This is a genomic window from Thioalkalivibrio sp. ALMg3 (assembly GCF_000381225.1).
GTDB classification, from domain to species: Bacteria; Pseudomonadota; Gammaproteobacteria; order Ectothiorhodospirales; family Ectothiorhodospiraceae; genus Thioalkalivibrio; species Thioalkalivibrio versutus.
On sequence record NZ_KB906233.1, the window covers coordinates 15,191 to 36,547 of the forward strand.

Sequence of the window (21,357 nt, forward strand, 5' to 3'; positions counted from 1 at the left end):
GGTGCCTACCCCGCGCTTTCCCCGGCGACCAGGCCTCGCTTGCGCAGGTTGCGGCCCGTGAAGTTCACCATTGCCACCACGGTCCCGGCATACAACAACGCGACGCCCCCCACGATCCCGAGCATCACGGCGTCCAGTGCAATCCCCTCGGCCCACATCACCAGCAGGGTGAGCGGAATCTGTGTACCGAGGAGCACCGCGATCATGGCGGCGATCACGCGCCACTTCTCGGCGCGCGACAGATAGCGCCCGTTCCTGCGCCCGAAGGACTCGCAGGGCCACACCACCGCCAGCGCCAGAATGCCCATCCCGATCGCCGTACCGGCTTGATCCAGATCGACATAGGCGCCCGCTACCATGGCAGCGATCAACAGCGAGAAATAAAGCAGTACAAACCGAAACAGCAGACCCTTGATGGACATCGTCTCCCCTCCCTGGGATATCTGAAAGCCGCACCACCCTGTGCGACCTGGATGCATGTCGGAGTACCCCGACATGCACGATCATGACATGCGGCTACTGCTCGGTGAACTTGGCACCTTCGAGGATCACCGGATAGCTGTAACCCGCCCCGAAGTCGCGATCCAGGATCAGCGTTCCGGTCACCGAGACGCGGTCGCCCACCTCGGGCAACTCGGTGGAGGTGACGGTGATGTAGTCACCCTCGCTGCCGGTACCGTCGACGAAGTGGATGAAATTGCGCCCCATGATGTCCTCGTTCACCCGGCCCACAATGCCTTCGAGCCGGACCTCTTCCCCATCCAGCTCGGCCGGGGCCTGATTCAGCTCCTCCACCGTATGCATCGGTTCGGCGCTCGCCACGCCCCACCCGAGCAACCCCACCAATAGTCCCGCCAGAATTCCCGCTTGTCCGCGCATTGCTCGACTCCTGTTCTCTTGTTTGCTTGTTGGCGTTGGGGAAACGCTGAACAACATCTCCCTGGGCGAATCATCCCGCGGTCGCACAAACCCATGCCATCGATTGATGCAGGGGTCGCCGTGCGCCCGGAAGCCCGGTCGGTCCCATTCTGGCACACAAGGACCGGCGCCCTGTCTGACCGCCTGTGCCACTATGCGCCCGGACGGGGCACCCGTTCACTGCCGCAACCACACCGCAAAGGAAACCACCATGTCCAGCCCTTATCGCCTCGCCACCGCCGTGGCCGGCGCCTGCATCCTCCTGGGCTCGGCCGGAGCAGTTCAGGCAAGCCCGTTCCACGGTTCCTACGTCGGCGGCCAACTCGGCTGGGTCGGTTATGACATCGACTACCGCGAAGACAGTGACGGCGGCATCTCCGGGCTTAGCGCCTCCGGCTTCACCGGGGGTGTCATGACGGGCTGGGGTACCGTCCTGGACAACGGCCTGTACCTGGGCTTGGAACTGAATGCGCAGAACGAGGACGCCGACCTGACGGTCACCCTTGATGAGAGCGAACTGGGGGTGGATAGCAAGTACAGCTACGGCATCACCGGCCGGCTCGGCACCACGGTAAACGACAACGTCCTGTTCTACGGCCTGGCCGGCTACCAGCGCTCGCGCCTGGACTACCGCCTTACCGATACAGAAGAGGACATATCCATTCGCTTCAAGGACAGTATCAACGGTGCCCGGCTCGGTGTAGGCGTCGAATACCAGATGGACAACCGCCTTTTCATGCGTGCCGAGTACTCGTACACGCTCTTCGAAAGCGAGCGCTATCGCATCGAGGGCGAAACCCTGCACTTCGATCCCGATGCCTCGCGCTTCATGGTCGGTCTCGGCTACCGCTTCTAGCATTCCTTCACGGCCCGTCCGCCATTCGGCAGCGGGCCTTTTCAGGCTGCGCGGGCAGCGTCCCGCATGCCTCCGGTCAGGCGCCGCTTCAGTCCCTCCGCAGCGCGGTTCACCACCAGGTACAGGCAGGGCACCACCAGCAGCGTCAGGATCATCCCCGCGATCAGGCCGCCGACCACGGTCAGCGCCAGAGGGCGCATGATCTCCGCCCCTTCGCCGAGGCCGATCGCCAGCGGCAACATGCCCAGCACCGTCGTCAGCGTGGTCATCAGGATCGGGCGCAGGCGCAATGCCCCGGCCTCCACGACCGCCCGCGCCGGGCTCAGGCCACGGAGTCGACGCCCCTGCTCGATGTACTCCACCAGCAGGATTGCGTTGTTCACCACCACCCCGATCAGCAGGATGGCGCCAATCATCACCGGGGCGGAGACCGGTGTGCCGGTCGCCCACAGGATCGCGACTACCCCGGTCAGCGACAACGGCGCGGCCGCCACGATCACCAGCGGATTCGCCAGGCGCTCGTACTGCACCGCCAGCACCACCAGCACCAGGAAGATCGCGAGCGCCACCACCGTGGCCATCTCGCGCTGGGTCTCCTGGATGGTCTCCCACTCGCCACCGATCAGCAGACTGTAGTGCTCGGGCACATCCACCTCGGCCAGGCGCTGCTCGACCGCGGTCATCACCGAGCCGACATCGTTCACCTCGGTATTGATGTCGCCGTTCACCCGCACCACCCGGCTCTGGTTCTCGCGCTCGATATGCGCGGGCCCCTCGCCGGTCTCGAACTCGGCCACGTCCGCCAGGCGCACGGGATCCCCGTTGTCGCGGAACAGGATCATCCGCCCCAGGGTGGCCGTATCCTGCACATCCTCGCGCGGCAGGCGCACGCGCAGGTCGTACTCGCGATCGTCACGGACGTACTGCGTCGGCACTGATCCCTCCACCGCGTCGCGGATCGCCTGTCCCACCGGGCCCACCTGCAGGCCCAGCGCAGCTGCCCGCTCGCGATCCACATGGACGCGCAAAATCGGGCTCTGGTCCTCGCGCCCGACCTCGACGCCCTCCAGGCCCCGGATGCCTTCGAGGCGCCCGGCGATCTCGCGGGCAATGCGGCGCATCTCGGTCAGATCCGCCCCGACCACCGCAATCGAGAGGTCATCCCCGGTGATACTGAACTGCAGCCCCTGGATGCTTGGCGGTCGCACGGTAATCCGTGCCCCGGGGAGTTCCAGCGCATCCATTGCCTCCTGCGCCTCGGCCACCCATTGTCCCGCGCTCATCTCGCGCTGTCCGGCCGGGGTCAGCTGGACGGTGATATTGGAGGTGCCGGGGCGCTCGTTGACCACGCCGCCACCGAGATGCCCGCCGACCATCGCGAACACGCTCTCCACATGCGGCAACGCCTCCAGCGCGGCCTCGATATCGCGTGCGGCCGCATCCGTCTCGTGCAGGGGCGTGCCCGGCGGCAGGACCATGCGCACGCTGACCTGGCCATCGTCGACCTGCGGCAGGAACTCGGTGCCCAGCTCACCGCCCACCTGCACCGCGCCGATCAGCAAAACGACGGCCGCCGCCAGCACCGCCCAGCGCAGGCGCAGCACCTTCGGCAACAGGCGCCGGTAACGTCGGCGTAGTCCCTGCACCCCGCGATCGAAGCCGCGCAGCAGCCAGGTCTGGTCCAGTCCGCTCTCCCAGCGGATGCGTGTCAGCAGGGCCGCGAGCATCGGCACCAGGGTGATGGCCGCGGCCAGGGTCGCGATGATCGCAAACGAAAGCGTCAGGATCAGCTCGCGGAAGATCAGTGCCCCGATCCCGGTAATCAGCAGGAACGGGAGCACCGCGGCCAGATTGGTGAGAGTGCCCGCGATGACCGCCGAGACCACCTCGCCGGCCCCGTCATGGGCCGCCTGCTCCGGCGACTTTCCGAGCTTGTCGCGATGGCGGACGATGTTCTCCAGCATCACGATGGCGTTGTCGAGCAACAGCCCCACCCCCAGCGCGAGCCCGCCGAGGCTGATGATGTTCAGGGTGAGCCCGCCCAGGCCCATCATGGCGAAGGTCGCCATCAACGCGATCGGGATCGACAACCCGATAATGAAGCTCTTGCGCAGACTGCCGAGAAACAGGAACACCGCCAGCATCGCCAGCACGCCGCCCAGGATCGCGGCGGTACCCACCGAACTGACCGCGCCACGGATGAACGGGGCGGAGTCGCTGACGACCTCCCACTGGATGTCCTCGGGGATGAAGCCCGAGCGCTCGAGTCGTTCGAGCGTGGCGCGTACCGAGTCCACCGATTCAACGGTATTGGCGTCCGGCAGCTTGAACACGGACACGCGCGCGGCCGGCGTGCCGTCCAGGCGGATGAACAGGCGCTGCTCGCGGTGGCCATCGCGCACCTCGGCCAGCTCGCCGAGGCGCACATGCGCGGACTGCGGCCCCGGCAACGGGATCAGCACATTGCGCACGTCCGCCGCGGAGGTAAACAACCCCTCGGTCTTGGCCATCACGTCAAAGGTATCGGAGGTCACCCAGCCCCCGGCCACCTCGCGGTTCTCGTCCTCCAGCGTCACGCTGATCGCCGCCAGCGAAAGGCCATAGCCGCGCACCCGCTCCTGGTCGAGGATCACCTCCAGCTCGCGTTCCTGCCCGCCGGAGGCCTCCACCGAGGAGATGCCGTGGATCGCGATCAGCTGCGGCGCCAGCTGGTGTTCCACCCAGTCGCGCACCGCGGTCTCGGTGCGCACGGTGGAGGAAAACCCCGCCTCCCAGATCGGGTCCTGCGAGGGGTCGTACTTGTACAGGCGCAGGGAGTCGAAATCGTCCGGCAGCTGGGTGCGCGCGAGCTCCAGGTGGCGCGCCGCATCCTGCAACGCCAGGTCCAGGTTGGTCCCGTACTCGAATAGCAGATTGACGTTGGTACGGCCCTCGGAGGCACGGCTGTAGATGCGGGTCAGGTTCTCCGTGGCCGCGAGGTTGCGTTCCAGCACGCGGGTAACCTGTTCCTCCATCACCTCCGGCGAGGTGCCGGGATGGTTCACGGTCACGCGGATATGCGGATACTCGACGTGCGGCAGCAGGTCCACCGGCAGGCGATCAACAAAGAACATGCCGAGCACGATCACCACCGAGGCCAGCGCCATGATCGCCACCGGTCGGCGGATGGAGAAGCTGGTCACCCGCCCGCGCGGACGGTCCTCCGGTTCGGCCGCCATCTTTTAGCCCCGCCAGCCAACGATGCGCACGCGCTGGCCCTCGCGCATGTCGATCGGGTTGGTGGCCAGCACGATGTCGCCTTCCTCCAGGCCGTCCGTGATCTCGGTCCATGGGCCGCGGGTCACGCCGGTCTCGACCGTGCGGCGCTCCAGCTGCTCGTCCACCACCACGTAGACATAGCGTTGGTCGCCGTCCTCGCCGATGGCGGCGGCCGGAACCGCCAGCACATCCGGGCGTTCGTCGACCGTCATGCGGATGCGCCCGAGATTGCCGGGACGCACGCCGTTGTCGGCCGCCCCGGCCGGCAGGGCAATCTCCACCGTCACCTGCTGCGAGTCCGGCGAGGCCGCCGGAAAGATGCGCCGGATCTTCGCGACATAATCGGCATCCGGAAACGCATCCAGCCGAATGGGTACATCCTGGCCCACCACCAGATCGCGCACGTCCAGCTCGGACACCCCGGGGCGCAGGACCAACGTAGTGGTATCGACCAGTTCCAGAAGCGTATCGCGCGCGGCGACCGCCTCGCCGGGCTCGACCATGCGCTCGGTGATCACGCCGTCACGGCTGGCGGCGAGCGCGCCGTAGTCTACCCGTGCCTGCCACAACGCCTGTTCGCTCTCGGCCGAGCGCAACGCGGCACGTGCCCGTTCGTAGCTGGCTCGGCTGGCAATCCCCTCGTCACGCAACTCGGCACTGCGCGCGTATTCCAGCCGGGCCTCCTCGACATGCGCCTCGGCCCGCGCCAGCTCCGCGCGCTCCTCGGCCACGTCCAGCTCGACCAGGGTCTCGCCCTGCTCCACGCGATCGCCTTCCTCGACATGCACCGCCTCGACCACACCATCGGTGCGCGCCGCCAGGCGCACCCACGCCCGCGGCTCGACCCGCGCGGACACCATCAGCTCGCGCGACAGATCCCGCGGCTGGAGCTCCACCGCCGCGACCGGGGTGGCCGCCTCGCCGCCTTCATCATTGGCCCCGGCATCGTTGCCATTCCCGCAGGCAGTCAGCGAGAGCACCAGTGCAAAGGCGAGCGCGACTCCAGCCCTGCGGGTCGCGCGCGCGGACCGCGCGAATAAACCATCCTGGATGTTCGGCATGTGCAGCGACCTGTTTGGCGAGGGGGGCGCGCGGTGCCATCGTGCTCCCGCGGGCGACCGACCGTTGGGATTGATCCCCATGGTAGCGGTTCCTGCCCACGCCCCGCAGGCCAGGGAGGCGCTCGGGGTTCGCGCGGGTGCCCCCTGCTTTCCGGTCCTGCACGGCGCCCGGCGGGCAAACATGCGACGATTGGACGATGCACTCGACACCGCATTTTCCGCTGCGTGGCCTGTTCCGCCGCCTGCTGGGGCCGTTTGCCGGCCTGGAGCCCGAGGCCGTGCAGCTGGACAACGACGAGTGGGAGACCCTGCGCCGGCGGGTCCCGTTCGTCGCCCGCCTCACACCGGAAGAGCGCTCCCGGCTGCGCGAACTGGTCGGCCAAATCCTGGCGCAAAAGGAATTCATCGGGATTGCCGCGGAACCGGAACCCTGGCAGTGCCAGGTGATCGCCGCCTACGCCGCGCTGCCGGTGCTGGAACTGGGCCTCGAGCCTTATCGCGACTGGCGCACGCTGATCCTGTATCCCGACACCTTCGTGCCCGAGCACGAGTGGGTGGACGAGTCTGGCGTCGTCCACCAGGGGGCGATACCCCAGTCCGGCGAGGCCTGGGAGCGCGGCCCGGTCATCCTGTCGTGGAACGATGTCGAGCGCGACGGCGCTGTGGTCGTGCACGAGATGACCCACGTACTGGACGCCGGCAACGGCGAGGTGAACGGGTTTCCGCCACTACGCCGCGGGCAGTCGGCCGGTGCCTGGACGGAGGATTTCTCGCGGGCCTTCGAGGCTTTCGTGGAGGCCGTGGAGTCCGGCGAAATCGACGAGGCCGAGCTGCCGCTGGACCCCTATGCGGCCACCGCCCCGGAGGAGTTCCTGGCCGTCGCGACAGAGTCCTTTTTCTTCGAGCCGGCGCGCCTGCGAGAGGCCATGCCCGAAATCTATGAGCATCTGGTGGCATACTTTGATCAGGAGCCCCATCGACGCGGCGACCTGATCGCCTCCAGCACGCAACCCGCCCCGGAGCACACACCATGATCCGCAGCCCCTTTCGTTCCCTGCACCTTGCTCTTCTGGGGATTGTCCTGATGCTGGCCGCGCCCCTCGCGCTCGCCGTGGACGACCTGGACAGCCATTACGTGACCCTGGAGCCGGTGGTGGTGAACATGGCGTCCTCCGACCGCGGGCGCTACCTGCAGGCCTCCATCCAGCTGGAAGGCAACGATCTGGAAGACGCCCGCGCGATCCGCGAGCATATTCCCGCAGTGCGCGACCGACTGATCCGCATCCTTGGCGGGCGCAGTCCGGACAGCCTGACCGGCGGTGGCGCGCGCGAGGACCTGCGCAACGAGGCCACGGAGGAGCTGAACGAGTTGCTCGAGGAGATTACCGGGGCACCCCGGATCGCAGCCCTCTACTTCTCGGATTTCATCCGCCAGTAATCCTCACTCGCCGGCAAGGAAAAGCCCCCGGCAGCACAGGCTACCGGGGGCCGATGCTCCCGCCAGCACATGACGGGATCGAGCCCCGCTGGGGGCTCACTCCATAATCGATCATCGCTCCTTGATGGAACGATCAGTGCGGCCGATGCAGCAGCGGCATCTCGCCACGCTCCATCATGTGCCGGATCAATGCAGCCCGACCGGGCTCTTCCTGCTCCAGCTCGTCGGCGCACTGCGAAGGCTCGTGCGCGGCCTCCGATAGCATGACCTCCAGCTCGCGCAGGTCGACCTTGGGTTCCTGCAGGTCTTCCGGCTTCGGGTTCTCCAGCATGTTGGTTTTCCAGAACATGCGCGGGTGCCAGCAATGCAGTTTCGCATCCGGGTTGTGAAAGAGCTCGACACAGCGACGATTCAGTTCCTGTGCATTCATGGGGATCACTCCTCGCTCCAATGCATTCACCCTTATGTATAGACCCCGCAATACCCGAGTTCAAGGGTTGGTCTTTGAAGAGGGCCTCACTCCGCAGTCTCACCCTGGGCGGATTCCAGCGCCTCCAGCGCCTCCATCCACTCGGCCTCCGCCGTCTCCAGCCGACTGCGCAAATCGCCCTGTTCGCGGGTCAATTGGGCCAGACGATCCGCCGCCTCATCGGCGTACAGCGCCGGATCGGCCAGCTCGGTCTCCAGCGCATCCAGTCGTTCCTGAACACGGACACATTCCTGCTCGGCTCGGTCCGCACTCTTTTTCAGTGGCTTGAGTGCGGCACGCGCCTGCGCCGCCTGCTGCCGCCGTTCCTTCTGTGACAGTGCCGGACCACTCGGGGACGTCGTGGCGGGCGTTCCGGGGGCTTTCGCGGCGACACTTTCCCGCTCGCGGGCCTTCAGCTCGCGGGCGTAGTCATCCAGGTCCCCGTCAAAGTCGCTCAGGTGGCCGCCTTCCACCTTCCAGAAACGGTCGCAGACGCGAGCCAGCAGTTCACGGTCATGCGCCACCACCACCAGGCCACCGGCATAGTTCTCCAGCGCCTCGGCCAGCGCCTCGCGCATGTCCAGATCCAGGTGGTTGGTGGGTTCATCCAGCAACAGTAACGAGGGCGCCTGCCAGATCAGCAGCGCCAGTACCAGGCGCACCCGCTCCCCGCCGGAACACTGACCCACCGGAGCGTCCGCTTTCTCGCCGGGAAAACCCATGCCACCGAGAAAGTTGCGCAGGCGCTGCTCCTCGGCGCGCGGGTCCTGACGTTGCAGGTGCACCAGGGGCGAGGCCTTCAGGTCCAGCTGCTCGCTCTGGTGCTGGGCAAAATAGCCGACCTTCAGGTTGGGCTCCACGCGGCGCTCGCCCGCGGTCGGGGCCAGCTCGCCGGCCAGCAGCGTCAAGAGTGTCGATTTCCCGGCACCGTTCGGGCCCAGCACGCCGATCCGGTCCTCGGGGCGCAGACGTAAAGTCGTCGGATGCAGGCGGACGCGGTCCCCGGATCGGACCTCGGCATGATCCAGCGCCAGCAGGGGGTCGGGCAGGCGCTCCGGGGTCGGGATCTCCAGGTGAATCGCCCGGGCCGCGCGGATCACCGCAACCTCGTCGAGCTTCTCCAGACGCTTCAGTCGGCTCTGGGCCTGGCGTGCCTTGCTCGCCTTGGCACGGAAGCGGCGCACAAAGTCCTCCAGGTGGGCGCGCTCGGCCGCCACCTTTGCGGCCGACGCCTCGCTCTGGGCCATGGCCTCGGCGCGCTTGGCCTCGGCGTGGGTGTAGCTGCCGGCGTACAACGCGATACCACCGCGCTCGATGTGCGCGATATGGGTGCAGACCGAATCAAGAAACCGCCGGTCATGCGCAATCACGATCACCGTCCCCGGATAACGCGCCAGCCAGTCCTCCAGCCACAGGATGGTCTCGACATCCAGGTGGTTGGTGGGCTCGTCCAGCAACAAGAGATCCGAGCGCGTCATCAGCGTGCGCGCCAGGCCCAGGCGCATGCGCCAGCCGCCGGAGAAATCGCTCATGGGCCGATCCGCATCCGCCGCAGCGAATCCGAGGCCTGCCAGCAGTCGGCGCGCACGGGCATCGGCCGTCCAGCCGTCAATCGCCTCCAGCGCGCCGAACAGGCGGGCCTGCTCGGCGCCATCGGACACCTGCTCCAGGCGCTGCTGCAGGTCGCGCAGTTCGGTATCCCCATCCAGCACGTAGTCCACGGCCGAGCGCTCGCTCCCCGGGACCTCCTGCGGAAGGTGCGCCACCACCCATTCCGCGGGCTGGTCGATCTCGCCGGCATCCAGGCTCAATTCGCCCTGCAACGCCGCCAGCAGGCTGGACTTGCCGGACCCGTTGGCGCCGGTCAGGCCGACGCGCCAGCCCGCATGCACGGTGAGGCTGGCGTGCTGCAGCAGGATCTGGCGGCCGCGACGCAGCTCGATATCTTGTATTCGAATCATGCGGCGCAGTGTAGGGCAAGCGCGCGCCCGGCTCATGTAGGCCGGCCGATCCTCGGGAAACGCCGCCCCGGTGCAGGGTGTCAGAATCCTGCCGCACCTTGCCGCCTGCGGCGGTGAGGACCTGCCGGGGGCGGCGAAAAATCGCCGAATTTCCGTCAAGACCTCCGTTATCCGTGATGCAAGTCACTGTTTTAACTAAATATACGATAAGTGGCATGGATCTGGCTTTACTCTCGACCCAACGATCGATGCGAGCGAGACGGCCATGAACCGCGACGGGAACGCCCACAACCTGCGACTGGTATCCGCCAAGGGCAAGACGACTGGCGATGCCGGGACGCCCTTTGATGCCCTTGCCTTCGTGCAGGCCCTGTCCTCCAGTCTCGAGCTCGGGACCGTCCTCGCCCGCCTGCAGGAACACCTGCACGCCCAGGTCCACCACAGCGGCTGGTTCTTCATCCTGCAGGAGAGTGACGAGACCTGGTCCGGCGGCGACGAGGATCGCCATCGCATCGAGTACGGCATGAGCTTCAACAACGAGACCATGGGTTCGCTGATCCTGATGCGCGGACGCCGCTTCAGCGACGACGAACAGCAGTTGATCGAGGCTTTGCTGGGGCTGGCCGCCCCGGCACTGGCCAACGCCCTGCGGTTCCAGCGCCTGAACGAAAGCCTGGAGACCGATGAACTGACCGGTCTCGGCAACCGCCGCGCCTTCGAGAAACAGGGCGCCCAGTGGCTGGCCGACTGCCGCCGCCAGGATCGCCCGATGTCGGTGCTGGCCATCGATCTCGATCACTTCAAGCAGATCAACGATGAATACGGCCACAGCGTGGGCGACGACATCCTGCGCCTGGTGGCGAAGACCCTGCGCAGCACCACCCGCGAGTCCGACCTGTGTGTGCGCATGGGCGGCGAGGAGTTCCTGGCGGTGCTGCCCGGCGCGGATCTCAGCCGTGCCATGGAATGCGGCGAGCGCATCCGCCTGGCTATTGCCGCCCTGCGCGCCTGCGCCACCGCCACCGACCAGTCCGCGCTGGAGAGCGCCGGCGCGGTCAAGGTGACCGCGAGCGTTGGTGTGGCCGGCGTCGGGCGCGGCGCCACCCTGCAGTCCGCCTACCAGGCGGCGGACGAGGCCCTGTATGCGGCCAAGCAGGCCGGGCGCAACCGCGTCCTTGCCGGCAACTGAGCCGCGGCAGCCCATCCCGCGCGAATCCGCATTGCCTTGAAGCCGCCTACCCCGCGCCGGGCTGGATAAAATCGACGCAGGTCAGCGGGGTCGAGAGCACCGCGCGCCGCAGCGCCTCGATGGCCTCCGGACGCGGGAAGCTGGTGCGCCATGCCAGGGCCACACGGCGGCTGGGCGCCGGATCCTGAAACCGCCGCACGGCCAGCAGTCGCTGGGCATAACGATCCGCCCCCACCGCCGTGCACGGGAGGATCGTTACCCCCATCCCCGAGGCCACCATGTGGCGGATTGTCTCCAGCGACGACCCCTCCAGATTGCGCGGCGTACTGCCATCCGCAGTCACCGTACGCTGACAGTCCGGGCAGCGCTCCAGCACCTGGTCGCGAAAACAGTGTCCGGCGCCCAGCATCAGCAGGGTCGCATCGGCCATGTCTTCCAGGCGCAGGGGTTCCTTGTCCTTCAGCGGGTGCGCCGCCGGCAGCACGGCCATGAACGGTTCGTCGTACAAGGGAAGCGTGACCACGCCCGGCTCCTCGAACGGCAACGAAATGAGGATCGCGTCGAGCTCACCCTGCTTGAGCCGCTCGCGCAACCGCCCGGTGTAGTTCTCATCGATCACCAGCGGCATGTTCGGCGCGCGCTCGTGCAGCGCGGGGATCAGCTCCGGCAGCAGGTACGGACCGATGGTGTAGATCGCACCCAGGCGCAGCGGGCCGGAGAGTTGATCCTGACTCTGCACGGCAACCGAGCGCAGCTGTTCGACCTCGGCCAGCACGCGCCGCGCCTGCGCGATAATCTGCTCACCTGCCGGCGTCACGTTGACCTCGCCGCGGCCGCGCTCGAACAGGGTCACGCCCAGTTCTTCCTCGAACTTGCGCACCGCCACCGACAGCGATGGCTGACTGACGTGGCTGGCCGCGGCCGCCCGTCCAAAGTGACGGGCATCGGCGACGGCGACCACATACCGCAGCTCGCTCAGGGTCACCGGGGCGCCCCTCCGCTGTTGTCATCGCTGTCCAGCCCCTGAAACTCGCGGCCGCCGTCCGGCCAGTCCAGGGTCACGCGCTTCAACTGTCGGCCTTCCAGCGAGATCTCGCCGGGATGTCGCCCCGCCCCATCGGCGGAAAACTCGAAGCGGTAGCGGCGTTGCAGGGCCAGGCCGCGGTCGCCCCAGACCAGGCGCTGGCCGGTACGCACGACGGTGGCATCGAGCAACTGCACCCCTGCCCGCTCGCAGGCCTGCCGCCCCACCCGACGGGCACGCTCGTTGGCACGCCAGGTGTCATTAACGTAAAACCCTATCAAGGCAATGGATATGATTATGATCAAGCCGGTCATGGACCGGTATGATAAGCGCAATCGAACCCGAGTTTTTCCGGGCATGCCCGGCCGTCTCCGGTTCGTTTACCTTGCCACCAGCGTTTCCGGGTCTGCATGACTACCACTGCCATCCCCTTCTCCGATCTCGCGCAGGGCCTGCGCGAGATCGGGCAGCAAGAACTGCTGCCCCGCTTCGAGGCCGATATCGCCGTTGATTACAAGGCAGACGGCAGCGTAATCACCGAGGCCGACCACGCGGTGGATGCGCGTGTACGCACCCTGCTGGGCGCATACGGACAGGACACGCCGGTACTGAGCGAGGAACAGGCACGCGGCGAACAGGCACGCGTACTGGAGACCGCCCCCGCCTTCTGGCTGGTGGACCCGCTGGACGGCACCTCCAATTTCGCCGGTGGCATGCCCTTCTTCGCCATCTCCATCGCCCGCATCGAGGGTGACCGGGTCACCCATGGCGCGACCTACGATCCGGTACGCGAAGAACTCTTTACCGCCACCGAAGACAGCGCGCTGGAGCTCAACGGGGTCACCCCGCCGGCGACCACTCGCCCTCCCGTCACGGAGCTGGGCCGCGCCATCGCCCTGGTGGACTACAAGCGCCTGGATGCCCCCCTGGCGGGTGAACTGGCCTGCAACGCGCCGTTTCGCTCGCAACGCAACCTCGGCGCCTGCGCCCTGGAGTGGGCCTGGCTGGCCGCCGGCCGCGCCGATCTGTACCTGCACGGTGGCCAGGCCCCATGGGACAGCGCGGCTGGCGGGCTGATGCTCGCCCGCGCCGGCGGTGCCATGTGCAACCTCGCGGGCGAGCCCGTATTCGGACGATCGCTGACCAAGCGCTCCGCGGTGGCGGCGCGCTCCGACACCCTGCTCGCCGACTGGCGGGCGTGGCTGGCCCCTTGGCTTGCCGCCCCGGAGACCCCCTCGTGATCCGCCGCCGCAAGTCCGGCGGTGGCGCACGCCTGGGCGTCGGCAGCGCCGACTTCACCCCACGCTACCTGCCGATCGCATGGAAGATCGTCGCGGCGATCGCCGGGCTGACACTGGCCGGGATCGTGACCCTGTCGGCTGTGGTGCTGAACCAGGTCAGCAACGTGCTGGACAACCAGATTCGCGCCCAGGCCGAGAGCACCGTGGCGCCGGTCGCGCGGACCTCGGCGGAACTGATGCTGGCCGAGGACTACCTGACCCTGGAAACCCTGCTGAACTCACTGGTGGAGGAGGGGCGCGTCGAGTCCATCGCCGCCTACGCGATCGACCGCGGTCAGGTTGCCCGCGCCGGGACCCCCCCGGAGCAATCCCTCACCGACGGGGTGTGGCCGCTGGCACCGACGATGGAACCCTACCGACGCAACGTGCGCTTTCAGGACGTACAGGTGGGCTACATCGAGGCCTACATCGACACCTCGCCAATGCAGGAGCTAATACGCAACACCCTGAACGCCGGGATCGCCACGGCCGTCGGGGTGTTTCTGCTGAGCCTGATCCTGGCAATCGACATCAGCAAGCGCCTGGTGCGCCCACTGGAACGCCTGGCCGAGAGCATGCGTTCGCGCGCCCGCCCCATGGATGACCAGGGCAACACGCTGCCGATGGTGCGCCAGGACGAGATCGCCCAGCTGACCGACGCCTTCAACGATATGGCGCGCGACCTGCTGCGCAAGGACCAGGTCGAGGCCGCCCTGCGCCGCTATGTGTCGGACGCCATCGCCCAGGACATCCTGGAGAATCTGGACCGGGTGGAGCTGGGCGGTCGCGCGCTGGAGGGATCGGTACTGTTTGCCGACATCCAGGGCTACACCGCGCTTTCGGAGCGCTGCAGCCCGGAGGCCCTGGGCCGCATGCTCAACGAATTCTTCGGGCCGATGTCGGAATGCATTGCCCGTCACGGCGGCACGGTGGACAAGTACATGGGCGACTGTACCATGGCGGTCTTCGGCCTCGCGGCGGATGCCGGAAACCATCGCCTGACCGCTGTGCAGACCGGCCTGGCCCTGCTGGACACCGTCGCCTCGATCAACGCCGAGCGTGAACGCCGCGGCGATACCCGGGTGGAGTTCCGTATCGGCCTGAATGCCGGCGAGATGCTGGCCGGCAACATGGGGGCCGAAGACCGCATGCAGTTCACCGTAGTCGGCGACACCGTCAACCTCGCGGCCCGCCTGGTCACGGTCGCGCCCGCCGGCGGGCTGGTCACGACTGCCGCATTCATGGAGCACGAGCAGGTGAAGGGACAGTTCCGCACCGAAGACTGGGGCACCCACGAGCTGCACGGGGTCAGCGAAGCCGTGCCCACCACCCGGGTACTGAACGCTACGGATCGCACATGACTGCAGCCCGCGGCCTGTTCCCGCTCGCGAGCATCCTGCTGGCCCTTCTGCTGGTCCAGGGCTGCGCCGCTCTGGACCCCTTCGCCCCGCCCGAGCAGCGCATCGAACGCGCACTGGAGACGGGTAACTACCAGCATGCCCTCGAGCTGATCGACGAGCACGACCCGGAACCGCGAGCCCGATGGGCCGAGCGCCGGGCAGCCATCGAGGACGAGGCCGCGACCGCCGCGGCCGAGGCGATGCACGAGGCGCGCGCCGCCTCGGCCGAAGGCGCGGTCGCTCAGGCCCTGGAGATCCTCGAGACGGCCGAGGCACAACTGCCGCCGGACAGCGAACGTCGGGAATTCATCAGCCAACTGGAGCGCCAGCGACAGGTTGGATTGCAGACCCTGCAGCAACGCCACGACATCCTCGAGGCGCGCGCCCTGGTCCAGCGGCTGCGCCTGCTCGAGGTGATGCGTCCGTTGGTGCGCCACAGCGAACGACTGCCGGACGATCCCGACCGCCTTGCCAATCGTCGCGAGCCCCTGGCGCGGGCGCTGGATGGCTACGCCGCCGACACCGATGGCGAGGAACGCCTGGAGCTACTGCACCTGGCCCAGGGCCTGGCCTCCGACTCCGAACGCGCAGAACGCATCGCGCGCCTGGAGCGGGAACTGCGCCAGGCCGAAGCCCCCGAGATCGAGGAAGAGGTCCCGCGTTCCACCATCAATGCACGCCTGCGTCAGGCCCTGGAGGCCGGCGAATTGGCCACGGCGGCGCGCTGGTGTCGCAACGAGATCACCCCCGACACCGACGCCTCCGGCCCGGACCAGGCCGCCCAGCGAGCCCATCGCGCGCTGTGCGAGGAATGGCGCGAGCGCCGAGACGCGCGCGCCGAGACGCTGCTGGAGGAGGGCCGCAGCCATTACTCCGCCGGTGACATCGAAGAGGCCCTGAGACACTGGGAAGAGGGGCTCGAACTGGCGCCCGACCATGCCGGACTCCTCTCGGCCCACGAGCGCGCGCTGCGCGTGGTCGAACGCCTGGAGAGCCTTCGCGTGCCGGAACCGCTCCCTGAAGCGGAGGCAGACAGCCCGCCCGACGACGTGCCACAGGCCGAGCCCGATGCCCCGTAGCGCGCAAGCCGGCGCCCGGCGCTGCGGGCCGCGCGCATTCGCCGTAGAATACGGCCCGCCCACCGGAGCAAGAGCCCGCCACGCATGAATCCCGCCGTCCAGGAACTGATCGCCGACGAACCCCACCGCGTCCTGCAACTGGGCGACACCGAAGTCGTGGTGCTGGGCACCGCGCACGTGTCGCGCGCCAGCGCCGACAAGGTCCGTGCCCTGATCGACACGGGGGCCTTTGACAGCGTGGCGGTCGAGCTGTGCGAAAGCCGTCAGCGCGCGATGCTGGACCCCGACGCAGTCGGGCGCATGGATCTGTTCAGCGTGATGCGCAAGGGCCAGGCCCCGATGATCGCCGCCAGTCTGGCGCTCGGGGCCTACCAGCAACGCCTGGCCGACCAGTACGGCATCGAACCCGGCGCCGAGATGCGCGCGGCCATGGACGGCGCCCTGGACAATGGCCTCCCCCTGGCCCTGATCGACCGGGATATCGGCCTGACCCTGCGCCGCACCTACCGCGCAGTGCGCTGGTGGGAACGCATGGGGCTGATCGGCGGACTGTTCAGCTCCGTACTCTCGCGCGAGAAGATCGACGAATCCGAGATCGAGCGCCTGAAGGAAGGCGACATGCTGGAGTCCACCTTCAGCGAGTTCGCCGAGCAGTCCGAGGACCTCTACCGCACCCTGATCGAAGAGCGCGACCACTACATGGCCGCCCACCTGCGCCGCCTCGCGGCCAACCCGGAGACGCGCTGCATCCTGGCGGTGGTGGGGGCTGGCCACCTGCCCGGGATTGCCGAACAGGCCGAGGATCACCTGACCCCGCCGGACGCGATCCTCGACGCCCTGGACCAGGCCCCGCCCAAGGCGCGCTGGCCCAAGGTCGTCCCGTGGGTGGTGATCGGGATCATCCTCGCCGGCTTTGCCATCGGGTTCTCGCGCAACCCGGATATCGGCCTGCAGATGGTGATCGACTGGGTACTGATCAACGGCGGGCTGGCGGCCCTCGGCGCGATCATCGCCCTGGCCCATCCACTGACCGTGCTCACCGCTGCCCTGGCGGCCCCGCTGACCTCGCTGAATCCCACCATCGGGGTCGGCTTTGTGGCGGCCGCGGCCGAGCTGTTCCTGCGCAAGCCGCGGGTCTCCGACTTTGCCAGTCTGCGTCAGGACACCACCACGCCACGCGGCTGGTGGCGCAACCGCGTCTCGCGCGTGTTGCTGGTATTCCTGCTGACCACCCTGGGCTCGGCCGCCGGCACCTACATCGGCGGCGCCCGCGTCTTCAGCCACCTCTTCGGCAGCTAATCTCCTCCCCCACGCGCTTCGTGGTTGCAAGACCCGCTTATTCGGGGATGCGCAGCACGAGCTTGCCGCGGCGGCCGCCGGCTTCGATGCGCCGGTGGGCCTCGGCGGCCTCGGCCAGCGGGAGGGTATCCTCGACGTTGACCTGCAAGCGACCGCTGGCCAGCCGGGCCAGACCCTCGGCCACCAGGGTGGCCTGGTGCTTCAGACGGCGGCGATCATTCTCCAGCATCGGGGTCAGCATCAGCTCCAGGCTGATGCTCGGGTTGCGCAGCCGCGCCGGGTTCCAGTCGGTATCCTCCGGGGGGGCCAGAAGGGTCACCAGATCCCCGCCATAGGCCACCTGCGTCAGTCCCTCGCGGAAGACCTCGCCACCAACGGTGTCCAGCACGATGTCGAAGCCACGCCCATCGGTGTACTGCATGATCGCGTCCGCGGCATCCGGCTTGCGCAGGTCGACGACATCGCCCCCAAGTGCGGTGACAATCGTGCCCGCCTCGTCGCGCCGCACCAACCCCAGTACCCGGCCGCCGGCGGCGCGTGCGATCTGTACGGCCATCTGCCCGACCCCGCCGGCCGCCGCGTGGACCAGCACGCTCTGGCCGCGCTGCAGGTCGGCCCGCTCGAACAGGGCCTCCCAGGCGGTCAGCCAGGTAAGCGGCAGGGCGGCGGCCTGGGCATCGGATACCGCCGCCGGCACCGGGACCACCGCGGCCTCGGGCACCACGACCTGTTCGGCGTAGGTCCCCGGATCGGCCCCGACCCCACCAAAACAGAAGGCAACCCGCTGCCCCGGCCGCGCGTGATGCACGGCGCTGCCACATTCCTCGATGATGCCTACCCCATCGCAGCCCGGCGTGTTGCGCGGCGCACCGGGGACGATCATGCCCCCGGCGCGCACCTTGGTATCCACCGGATTGACACCGGCCGCCAGCATCCGGATGCGGACCTGATCGGGGGCCGTGAGCGCCGGCTCCGCCACTTCGTCCAGACGCAGGGCCTCGGCGGCTCCGGGTTGGTCGAACACGACTGCTCGCATGACTACTCCTCGTTGCATGGGGATTCGTGGAAACGCGCGCCGGCCGCCCCGAGTGCGGCCTACAGGCCGATTCCGATGCCTATGCCAAAGCGCACACCGCCGGAAGATCGTGGCGGCTCGGGCTCCGGCCACAGGTGCACCGAGTGGGCCTCCAGCACCGGGAATACGTAGTCCAGCTCGCCGATCCGGCCGTCCTCGACCCCGGTCACCGTCCCGACACCGGTAATCCGGCGCCCGGCACGATAGTCCACCGGGTCGGCGAAGCCCTCCACACGCAGGCGGAAACGCCCGGTGGTGGACTGCCGCGTCTGTGGCTCCTGACGACTGAGCGGGTAACCGACCACCTCGATGAAGGTCGCCTCGGCGCGATTGTCCACGCGCGCGATCACCCCGCCCCATACCTGCTCGTCGGGCGGCAGGCTATCGGCGGTGACTGCACGCGGTTCGACCTGCACGGCCGGGTCATCCGGGGCCTCCAGCGGGCCGGAGGCGCAGGCGGCCAGGAACACGGGCAGCAGCAATGCCAGAAAAGGACGCAGGAATCGGGTCATGCTCACCAGTACCAGGGATGCGGGTGATAGCGCCCATAGAGGCCGTAACGCGGGCCCCAGGGGCTATAGAACGGGTCATAAAACGGGTCGTAGAACGGATCGCGGTAGCCGCGCTCCGTCGGTGGCGGGCGCCGCGGCCACAGGTAGACCGCATCCGCCTGCAGCGTAACGAAGGTATAGGCGTAGTCGCCGATGCGGCCCTCCTCGATCCCGTGGATGACACCCCGCACGGTCACCTCGCGGCCTGCCTTGTAGATCTGCGGGTCGAGGAAACCGCTGCTGACCACGCGGAAGCGCCCGGGTGAGCGATCCGCCTCCTGCGGTCGCCCCTGGCGATCAAGCTCGCGGGCCACCACCTCCAGCCGGGTACCGCCCGAGGTGTTCTCGATGTCCGCAATCACCCCACCCCAGACCACGGTCTCGCCCTTCACGGCCTCGGGATCCGCCAGCACCTGATCGCGATCGGGGGCGGCAGCAGGCAACGGGGAAAGGGCCGCCGGAACCCCGGCACACCCTGTCAGCAGGAGCAGCAGCCCCGTCAGGACCAGCGCGCGCAATCGTACCAGTGGCAATGCCCGACTCTGCATAGTCGATGAGATTCGAGCGCCACCCTCAAGTTCACGGCGCGCCCTCATGGCCGCGGCTCCCCATCGTGCGCCGGATCGCAAAGATCCTGCACCGCCAGCACCTCGTGCTGGGCCTCCTCCACCGCGGCGAGCAGGACCTCGGGGGCCAGGTGCAGGGCGTCCCACACCGCCGGGTCTACCGGGGGTGCATCCGCCCAGTCGCGCGAATCGATCTCGGCGAGATGGGCACCGGTGTTGGCCAGGTGCACCAGCATCACGGAGGTACGATTGCGCTCCGGCGCCTGCAGCGGCTGATGGTGACCGGCGAGGCAGTCGACCAGGAGTTCCGGCAGACCCCAGTGCGCGGCCAGGGCCCCACCCAGTTCCGCATGATCGAAGCCCAGTTGCGCGCGCTCCGCGCCCTGCGGGCTCAGGCCGTCGCCAACATCCAGACTGGAGAGGAAGGCCCGGTGGGCCGATTCCGGCGACTGCGAGAACAACAACAGCTTGCCAAGATCATGCAGCAGGCCAGCCAGGAAGATCCCGCTGGCCTGGCGCGGCGACACGCGCATCGCCAGTTGCCGCGCGATCACCGCACAGTAGGCCGAATGGCGCCAGAACACCTCCAGCGGCAGGCGTTCCTGATCGGGGATGCTGGCCGTGGCGCGGGTGATCGCGCTCGCCACCACCAGACGCTGCAGGGCATCGCGACCCAGCAGGGCAATCGCGCGGTCTACCGAGTCAACCGGACGCGCCGGGGCATAGGCAGGGCTGTTGGCGATGCGCAGGACCAGGGCCACCAGGCCGGGATCGCGTCCCAGGCTGCTGGCGATCCTGGCAGCCGTGGCGTCGTCGTCCTCCAGCAGGCGCGCAACCTCGAACACCACCTGTGGCATGGCCAGAAGCTTGTCAGCCGACTGGACGCGGGCCTCAAGGGAATCGTTGGCGGATCGGTCGGACATGGGTGGATCCTCTTGCCGAGGCGGAACGGGGATCGCTGCGCCTCACTCGTCCTGTTTCGAGGCCACCTCGCGCACGTGGCCCCGACCTCTCTACTGTAGCCGCTGTCCCCTTCGTTGTAACCCGGCCGGGCCCGAACCATACTCGGAGGCCCGGGTCGAAAACACGACGCTTCGACCACCAAGGAGGTGCCCATATGTTTAGCAAGTCCGCATTTGCGCCGCTGGCCATTTTGCTCGCCGGCCTGCTCCCCGGCATGGCCCTGGCCGGTATCCAGACCGAAGAGATCGCCTACGACCATGACGGCGACGAGATGACCGGCTATCTGGCCCATCCCGAAGGCGACGGGCCACACCCGGCGGTCCTGGTCATTCACGAATGGTGGGGCCACAACGACTACGCCCGCGACCGTGCCGAGCAGCTGGCCCGCGAGGGCTACACCGCCTTCGCCCTGGATATGTACGGCAGCGGCAAGCTGGCCGATCACCCGTCTACCGCCGGCGAGTTCGCCGGAGAAATCCGCGAGAATCGCGACCTGATGCTGGGCCGCTTCCAGGCCGCCTACGACTGGCTGCGCGCGCATGATGCCAGCGCGGATGCGGCGCCCTCCGCGGTCGGCTACTGCTTCGGCGGCACCGTGGCCCTCGAGGCCGCGCGCGCAGGGATGGACCTGAACGTGGCGGCGAGCTTCCACGGCGGCCTGGCAACCGAGCACCCGGCCGAGGTCGGCAAGGTGTCGGCCGAACTGCTGTCCTTCACCGGTACCGCAGACCCGATGATCCCGCCGGAGCAGGTCGCCGGTTTCCAGAAGGAGATGCAGGAGGCCGAAGTACGCTACACCGTGGTGGAATTCTCCGGCGTGAAGCACAGCTTCACCAATCCGGGGGCCGATGCGATTGCCGAGGAGTTCGGCATGCCGGTCGGCTATGACGCCCGCGCCGACCACGACTCCTGGAACCACCTGCTGGGTGTCCTCCGCGATCGGCACTAAACCCGATGTACGGCGGGCACT

At 68.0% G+C, this 21,357-nt stretch carries 21 protein-coding genes; 9 read left to right on the forward strand and 12 right to left on the reverse strand.

Annotation, left to right across the window (positions count from 1 at the left end; all coding sequences use genetic code 11):
- Positions 1 to 5: 5 nt before the first annotated feature.
- Positions 6 to 422, reverse strand: a complete 417-nt coding sequence (locus F622_RS0112420; protein ID WP_018176281.1) for an ABZJ_00895 family protein — start codon at positions 420 to 422, stop codon at positions 6 to 8.
- A 94-nt stretch (positions 423 to 516) separates the two neighbouring features.
- Positions 517 to 879 carry a hypothetical protein gene (locus F622_RS0112425; RefSeq protein WP_018169192.1) on the reverse strand — a complete coding sequence of 121 codons (363 nt, stop codon included), beginning with the start codon at positions 877 to 879 and terminating at the stop codon, positions 517 to 519.
- 250 nt (positions 880 to 1,129) lie between these two features.
- Here F622_RS0112425 and F622_RS0112430 point away from each other — a divergent pair, with 250 nt between their 5' ends.
- Positions 1,130 to 1,774: an outer membrane protein gene (locus F622_RS0112430; RefSeq protein ID WP_018169193.1), complete on the forward strand. Its 645-nt coding sequence runs from the start codon at positions 1,130 to 1,132 to the stop codon at positions 1,772 to 1,774.
- Positions 1,775 to 1,815: 41 nt separating this feature from the next.
- On the opposite strand, the gene F622_RS0112435 is transcribed toward F622_RS0112430, so the two are convergent.
- Both F622_RS0112435 and F622_RS0112440 read right to left on the reverse strand, forming a co-directional pair.
- Positions 1,816 to 4,992, reverse strand: a complete 3,177-nt coding sequence (locus F622_RS0112435; protein ID WP_019572076.1) for an efflux RND transporter permease subunit — start codon at positions 4,990 to 4,992, stop codon at positions 1,816 to 1,818.
- A 3-nt stretch (positions 4,993 to 4,995) separates the two neighbouring features.
- Positions 4,996 to 6,093 (reverse strand): efflux RND transporter periplasmic adaptor subunit, encoded by a 1,098-nt coding sequence (locus F622_RS0112440; RefSeq protein WP_369773005.1) that lies wholly within the window; start codon positions 6,091 to 6,093, stop codon positions 4,996 to 4,998.
- Between the two features lie 197 nt (positions 6,094 to 6,290).
- On the opposite strand from F622_RS0112440, the gene F622_RS0112445 reads away from it, so the two are divergent.
- Together F622_RS0112445 and fliL are read left to right on the forward strand one after the other, a co-directional pair.
- Positions 6,291 to 7,127 (forward strand): zinc-dependent peptidase, encoded by an 837-nt coding sequence (locus F622_RS0112445; protein WP_019572077.1) that lies wholly within the window; start codon positions 6,291 to 6,293, stop codon positions 7,125 to 7,127.
- The gene (fliL, locus tag F622_RS0112450; protein ID WP_018650591.1) at positions 7,124 to 7,531 is read left to right on the forward strand and encodes a flagellar basal body-associated protein FliL; all 408 of its coding nucleotides are present in this window, start codon (positions 7,124 to 7,126) and stop codon (positions 7,529 to 7,531) included. The genes F622_RS0112445 and fliL overlap by 4 nt, the downstream gene beginning before the upstream one ends.
- Before the next feature lie 133 nt (positions 7,532 to 7,664).
- On the opposite strand, the gene F622_RS0112455 is transcribed toward fliL, so the two are convergent.
- Complete coding sequence (locus F622_RS0112455; RefSeq protein ID WP_018144712.1) at positions 7,665 to 7,961, reverse strand: hypothetical protein; 297 nt, start codon at positions 7,959 to 7,961, stop codon at positions 7,665 to 7,667.
- Between the two features lie 86 nt (positions 7,962 to 8,047).
- Entirely contained in the window at positions 8,048 to 9,961 is a 1,914-nt protein-coding gene (locus F622_RS0112460; protein WP_018176286.1) for an ABC-F family ATP-binding cassette domain-containing protein, read from the reverse strand.
- A 265-nt stretch (positions 9,962 to 10,226) separates the two neighbouring features.
- Here F622_RS0112460 and F622_RS0112465 point away from each other — a divergent pair, with 265 nt between their 5' ends.
- Complete coding sequence (locus tag F622_RS0112465) at positions 10,227 to 11,150, forward strand: GGDEF domain-containing protein (protein WP_018176287.1); 924 nt, start codon at positions 10,227 to 10,229, stop codon at positions 11,148 to 11,150.
- A gap of 46 nt (positions 11,151 to 11,196) precedes the next feature.
- On the opposite strand, the gene F622_RS0112470 is transcribed toward F622_RS0112465, so the two are convergent.
- Entirely contained in the window at positions 11,197 to 12,135 is a 939-nt protein-coding gene (locus F622_RS0112470) for a hydrogen peroxide-inducible genes activator (RefSeq protein ID WP_018169200.1), read from the reverse strand.
- Positions 12,132 to 12,488 (reverse strand): DUF3301 domain-containing protein, encoded by a 357-nt coding sequence (locus F622_RS0112475; RefSeq protein WP_026289493.1) that lies wholly within the window; start codon positions 12,486 to 12,488, stop codon positions 12,132 to 12,134. Before F622_RS0112475 ends, F622_RS0112470 begins: the two co-directional genes overlap by 4 nt.
- 96 nt (positions 12,489 to 12,584) lie before the next feature.
- Here F622_RS0112475 and F622_RS0112480 point away from each other — a divergent pair, with 96 nt between their 5' ends.
- From F622_RS0112480 to F622_RS0112495, 4 genes are all read left to right on the forward strand, one after another.
- Positions 12,585 to 13,415, forward strand: a complete 831-nt coding sequence (locus tag F622_RS0112480) for an inositol monophosphatase family protein (RefSeq protein ID WP_018176289.1) — start codon at positions 12,585 to 12,587, stop codon at positions 13,413 to 13,415.
- On the forward strand, positions 13,412 to 14,815 hold the full coding sequence (locus F622_RS0112485) for an adenylate/guanylate cyclase domain-containing protein (protein ID WP_018176290.1): 1,404 nt from the start codon (positions 13,412 to 13,414) through the stop codon (positions 14,813 to 14,815). Before F622_RS0112480 ends, F622_RS0112485 begins: the two co-directional genes overlap by 4 nt.
- Positions 14,812 to 15,933 carry a tetratricopeptide repeat protein gene (locus F622_RS0112490; RefSeq protein WP_018169204.1) on the forward strand — a complete coding sequence of 374 codons (1,122 nt, stop codon included), beginning with the start codon at positions 14,812 to 14,814 and terminating at the stop codon, positions 15,931 to 15,933. Before F622_RS0112485 ends, F622_RS0112490 begins: the two co-directional genes overlap by 4 nt.
- 84 nt (positions 15,934 to 16,017) lie before the next feature.
- On the forward strand, positions 16,018 to 17,232 hold the full coding sequence (locus F622_RS0112495) for a TraB/GumN family protein (RefSeq protein WP_018144720.1): 1,215 nt from the start codon (positions 16,018 to 16,020) through the stop codon (positions 17,230 to 17,232).
- A 37-nt stretch (positions 17,233 to 17,269) separates the two neighbouring features.
- Here the strand turns inward: F622_RS0112495 and F622_RS0112500 are convergent, their stop codons facing one another.
- The 4 genes from F622_RS0112500 to F622_RS0112515 are packed head-to-tail and all read right to left on the reverse strand — an operon-like array spanning position 17,270 to position 20,347.
- The gene (locus tag F622_RS0112500; protein ID WP_018169205.1) at positions 17,270 to 18,268 is read right to left on the reverse strand and encodes a zinc-binding dehydrogenase; all 999 of its coding nucleotides are present in this window, start codon (positions 18,266 to 18,268) and stop codon (positions 17,270 to 17,272) included.
- Between the two features lie 59 nt (positions 18,269 to 18,327).
- A complete protein-coding gene (locus tag F622_RS0112505) occupies positions 18,328 to 18,819 on the reverse strand; it encodes a Slp family lipoprotein (RefSeq protein ID WP_019572078.1) in 492 nt (163 codons plus the stop codon).
- A 2-nt stretch (positions 18,820 to 18,821) separates the two neighbouring features.
- Positions 18,822 to 19,406, reverse strand: a complete 585-nt coding sequence (locus tag F622_RS0112510) for a Slp family lipoprotein (RefSeq protein WP_051080597.1) — start codon at positions 19,404 to 19,406, stop codon at positions 18,822 to 18,824.
- A 44-nt stretch (positions 19,407 to 19,450) separates the two neighbouring features.
- The gene (locus tag F622_RS0112515; RefSeq protein ID WP_019572080.1) at positions 19,451 to 20,347 is read right to left on the reverse strand and encodes an HDOD domain-containing protein; all 897 of its coding nucleotides are present in this window, start codon (positions 20,345 to 20,347) and stop codon (positions 19,451 to 19,453) included.
- Positions 20,348 to 20,541: 194 nt separating this feature from the next.
- Here F622_RS0112515 and F622_RS0112520 point away from each other — a divergent pair, with 194 nt between their 5' ends.
- A complete protein-coding gene (locus F622_RS0112520) occupies positions 20,542 to 21,336 on the forward strand; it encodes a dienelactone hydrolase family protein (RefSeq protein ID WP_018176297.1) in 795 nt (264 codons plus the stop codon).
- Positions 21,337 to 21,357: the final 21 nt, after the last annotated feature.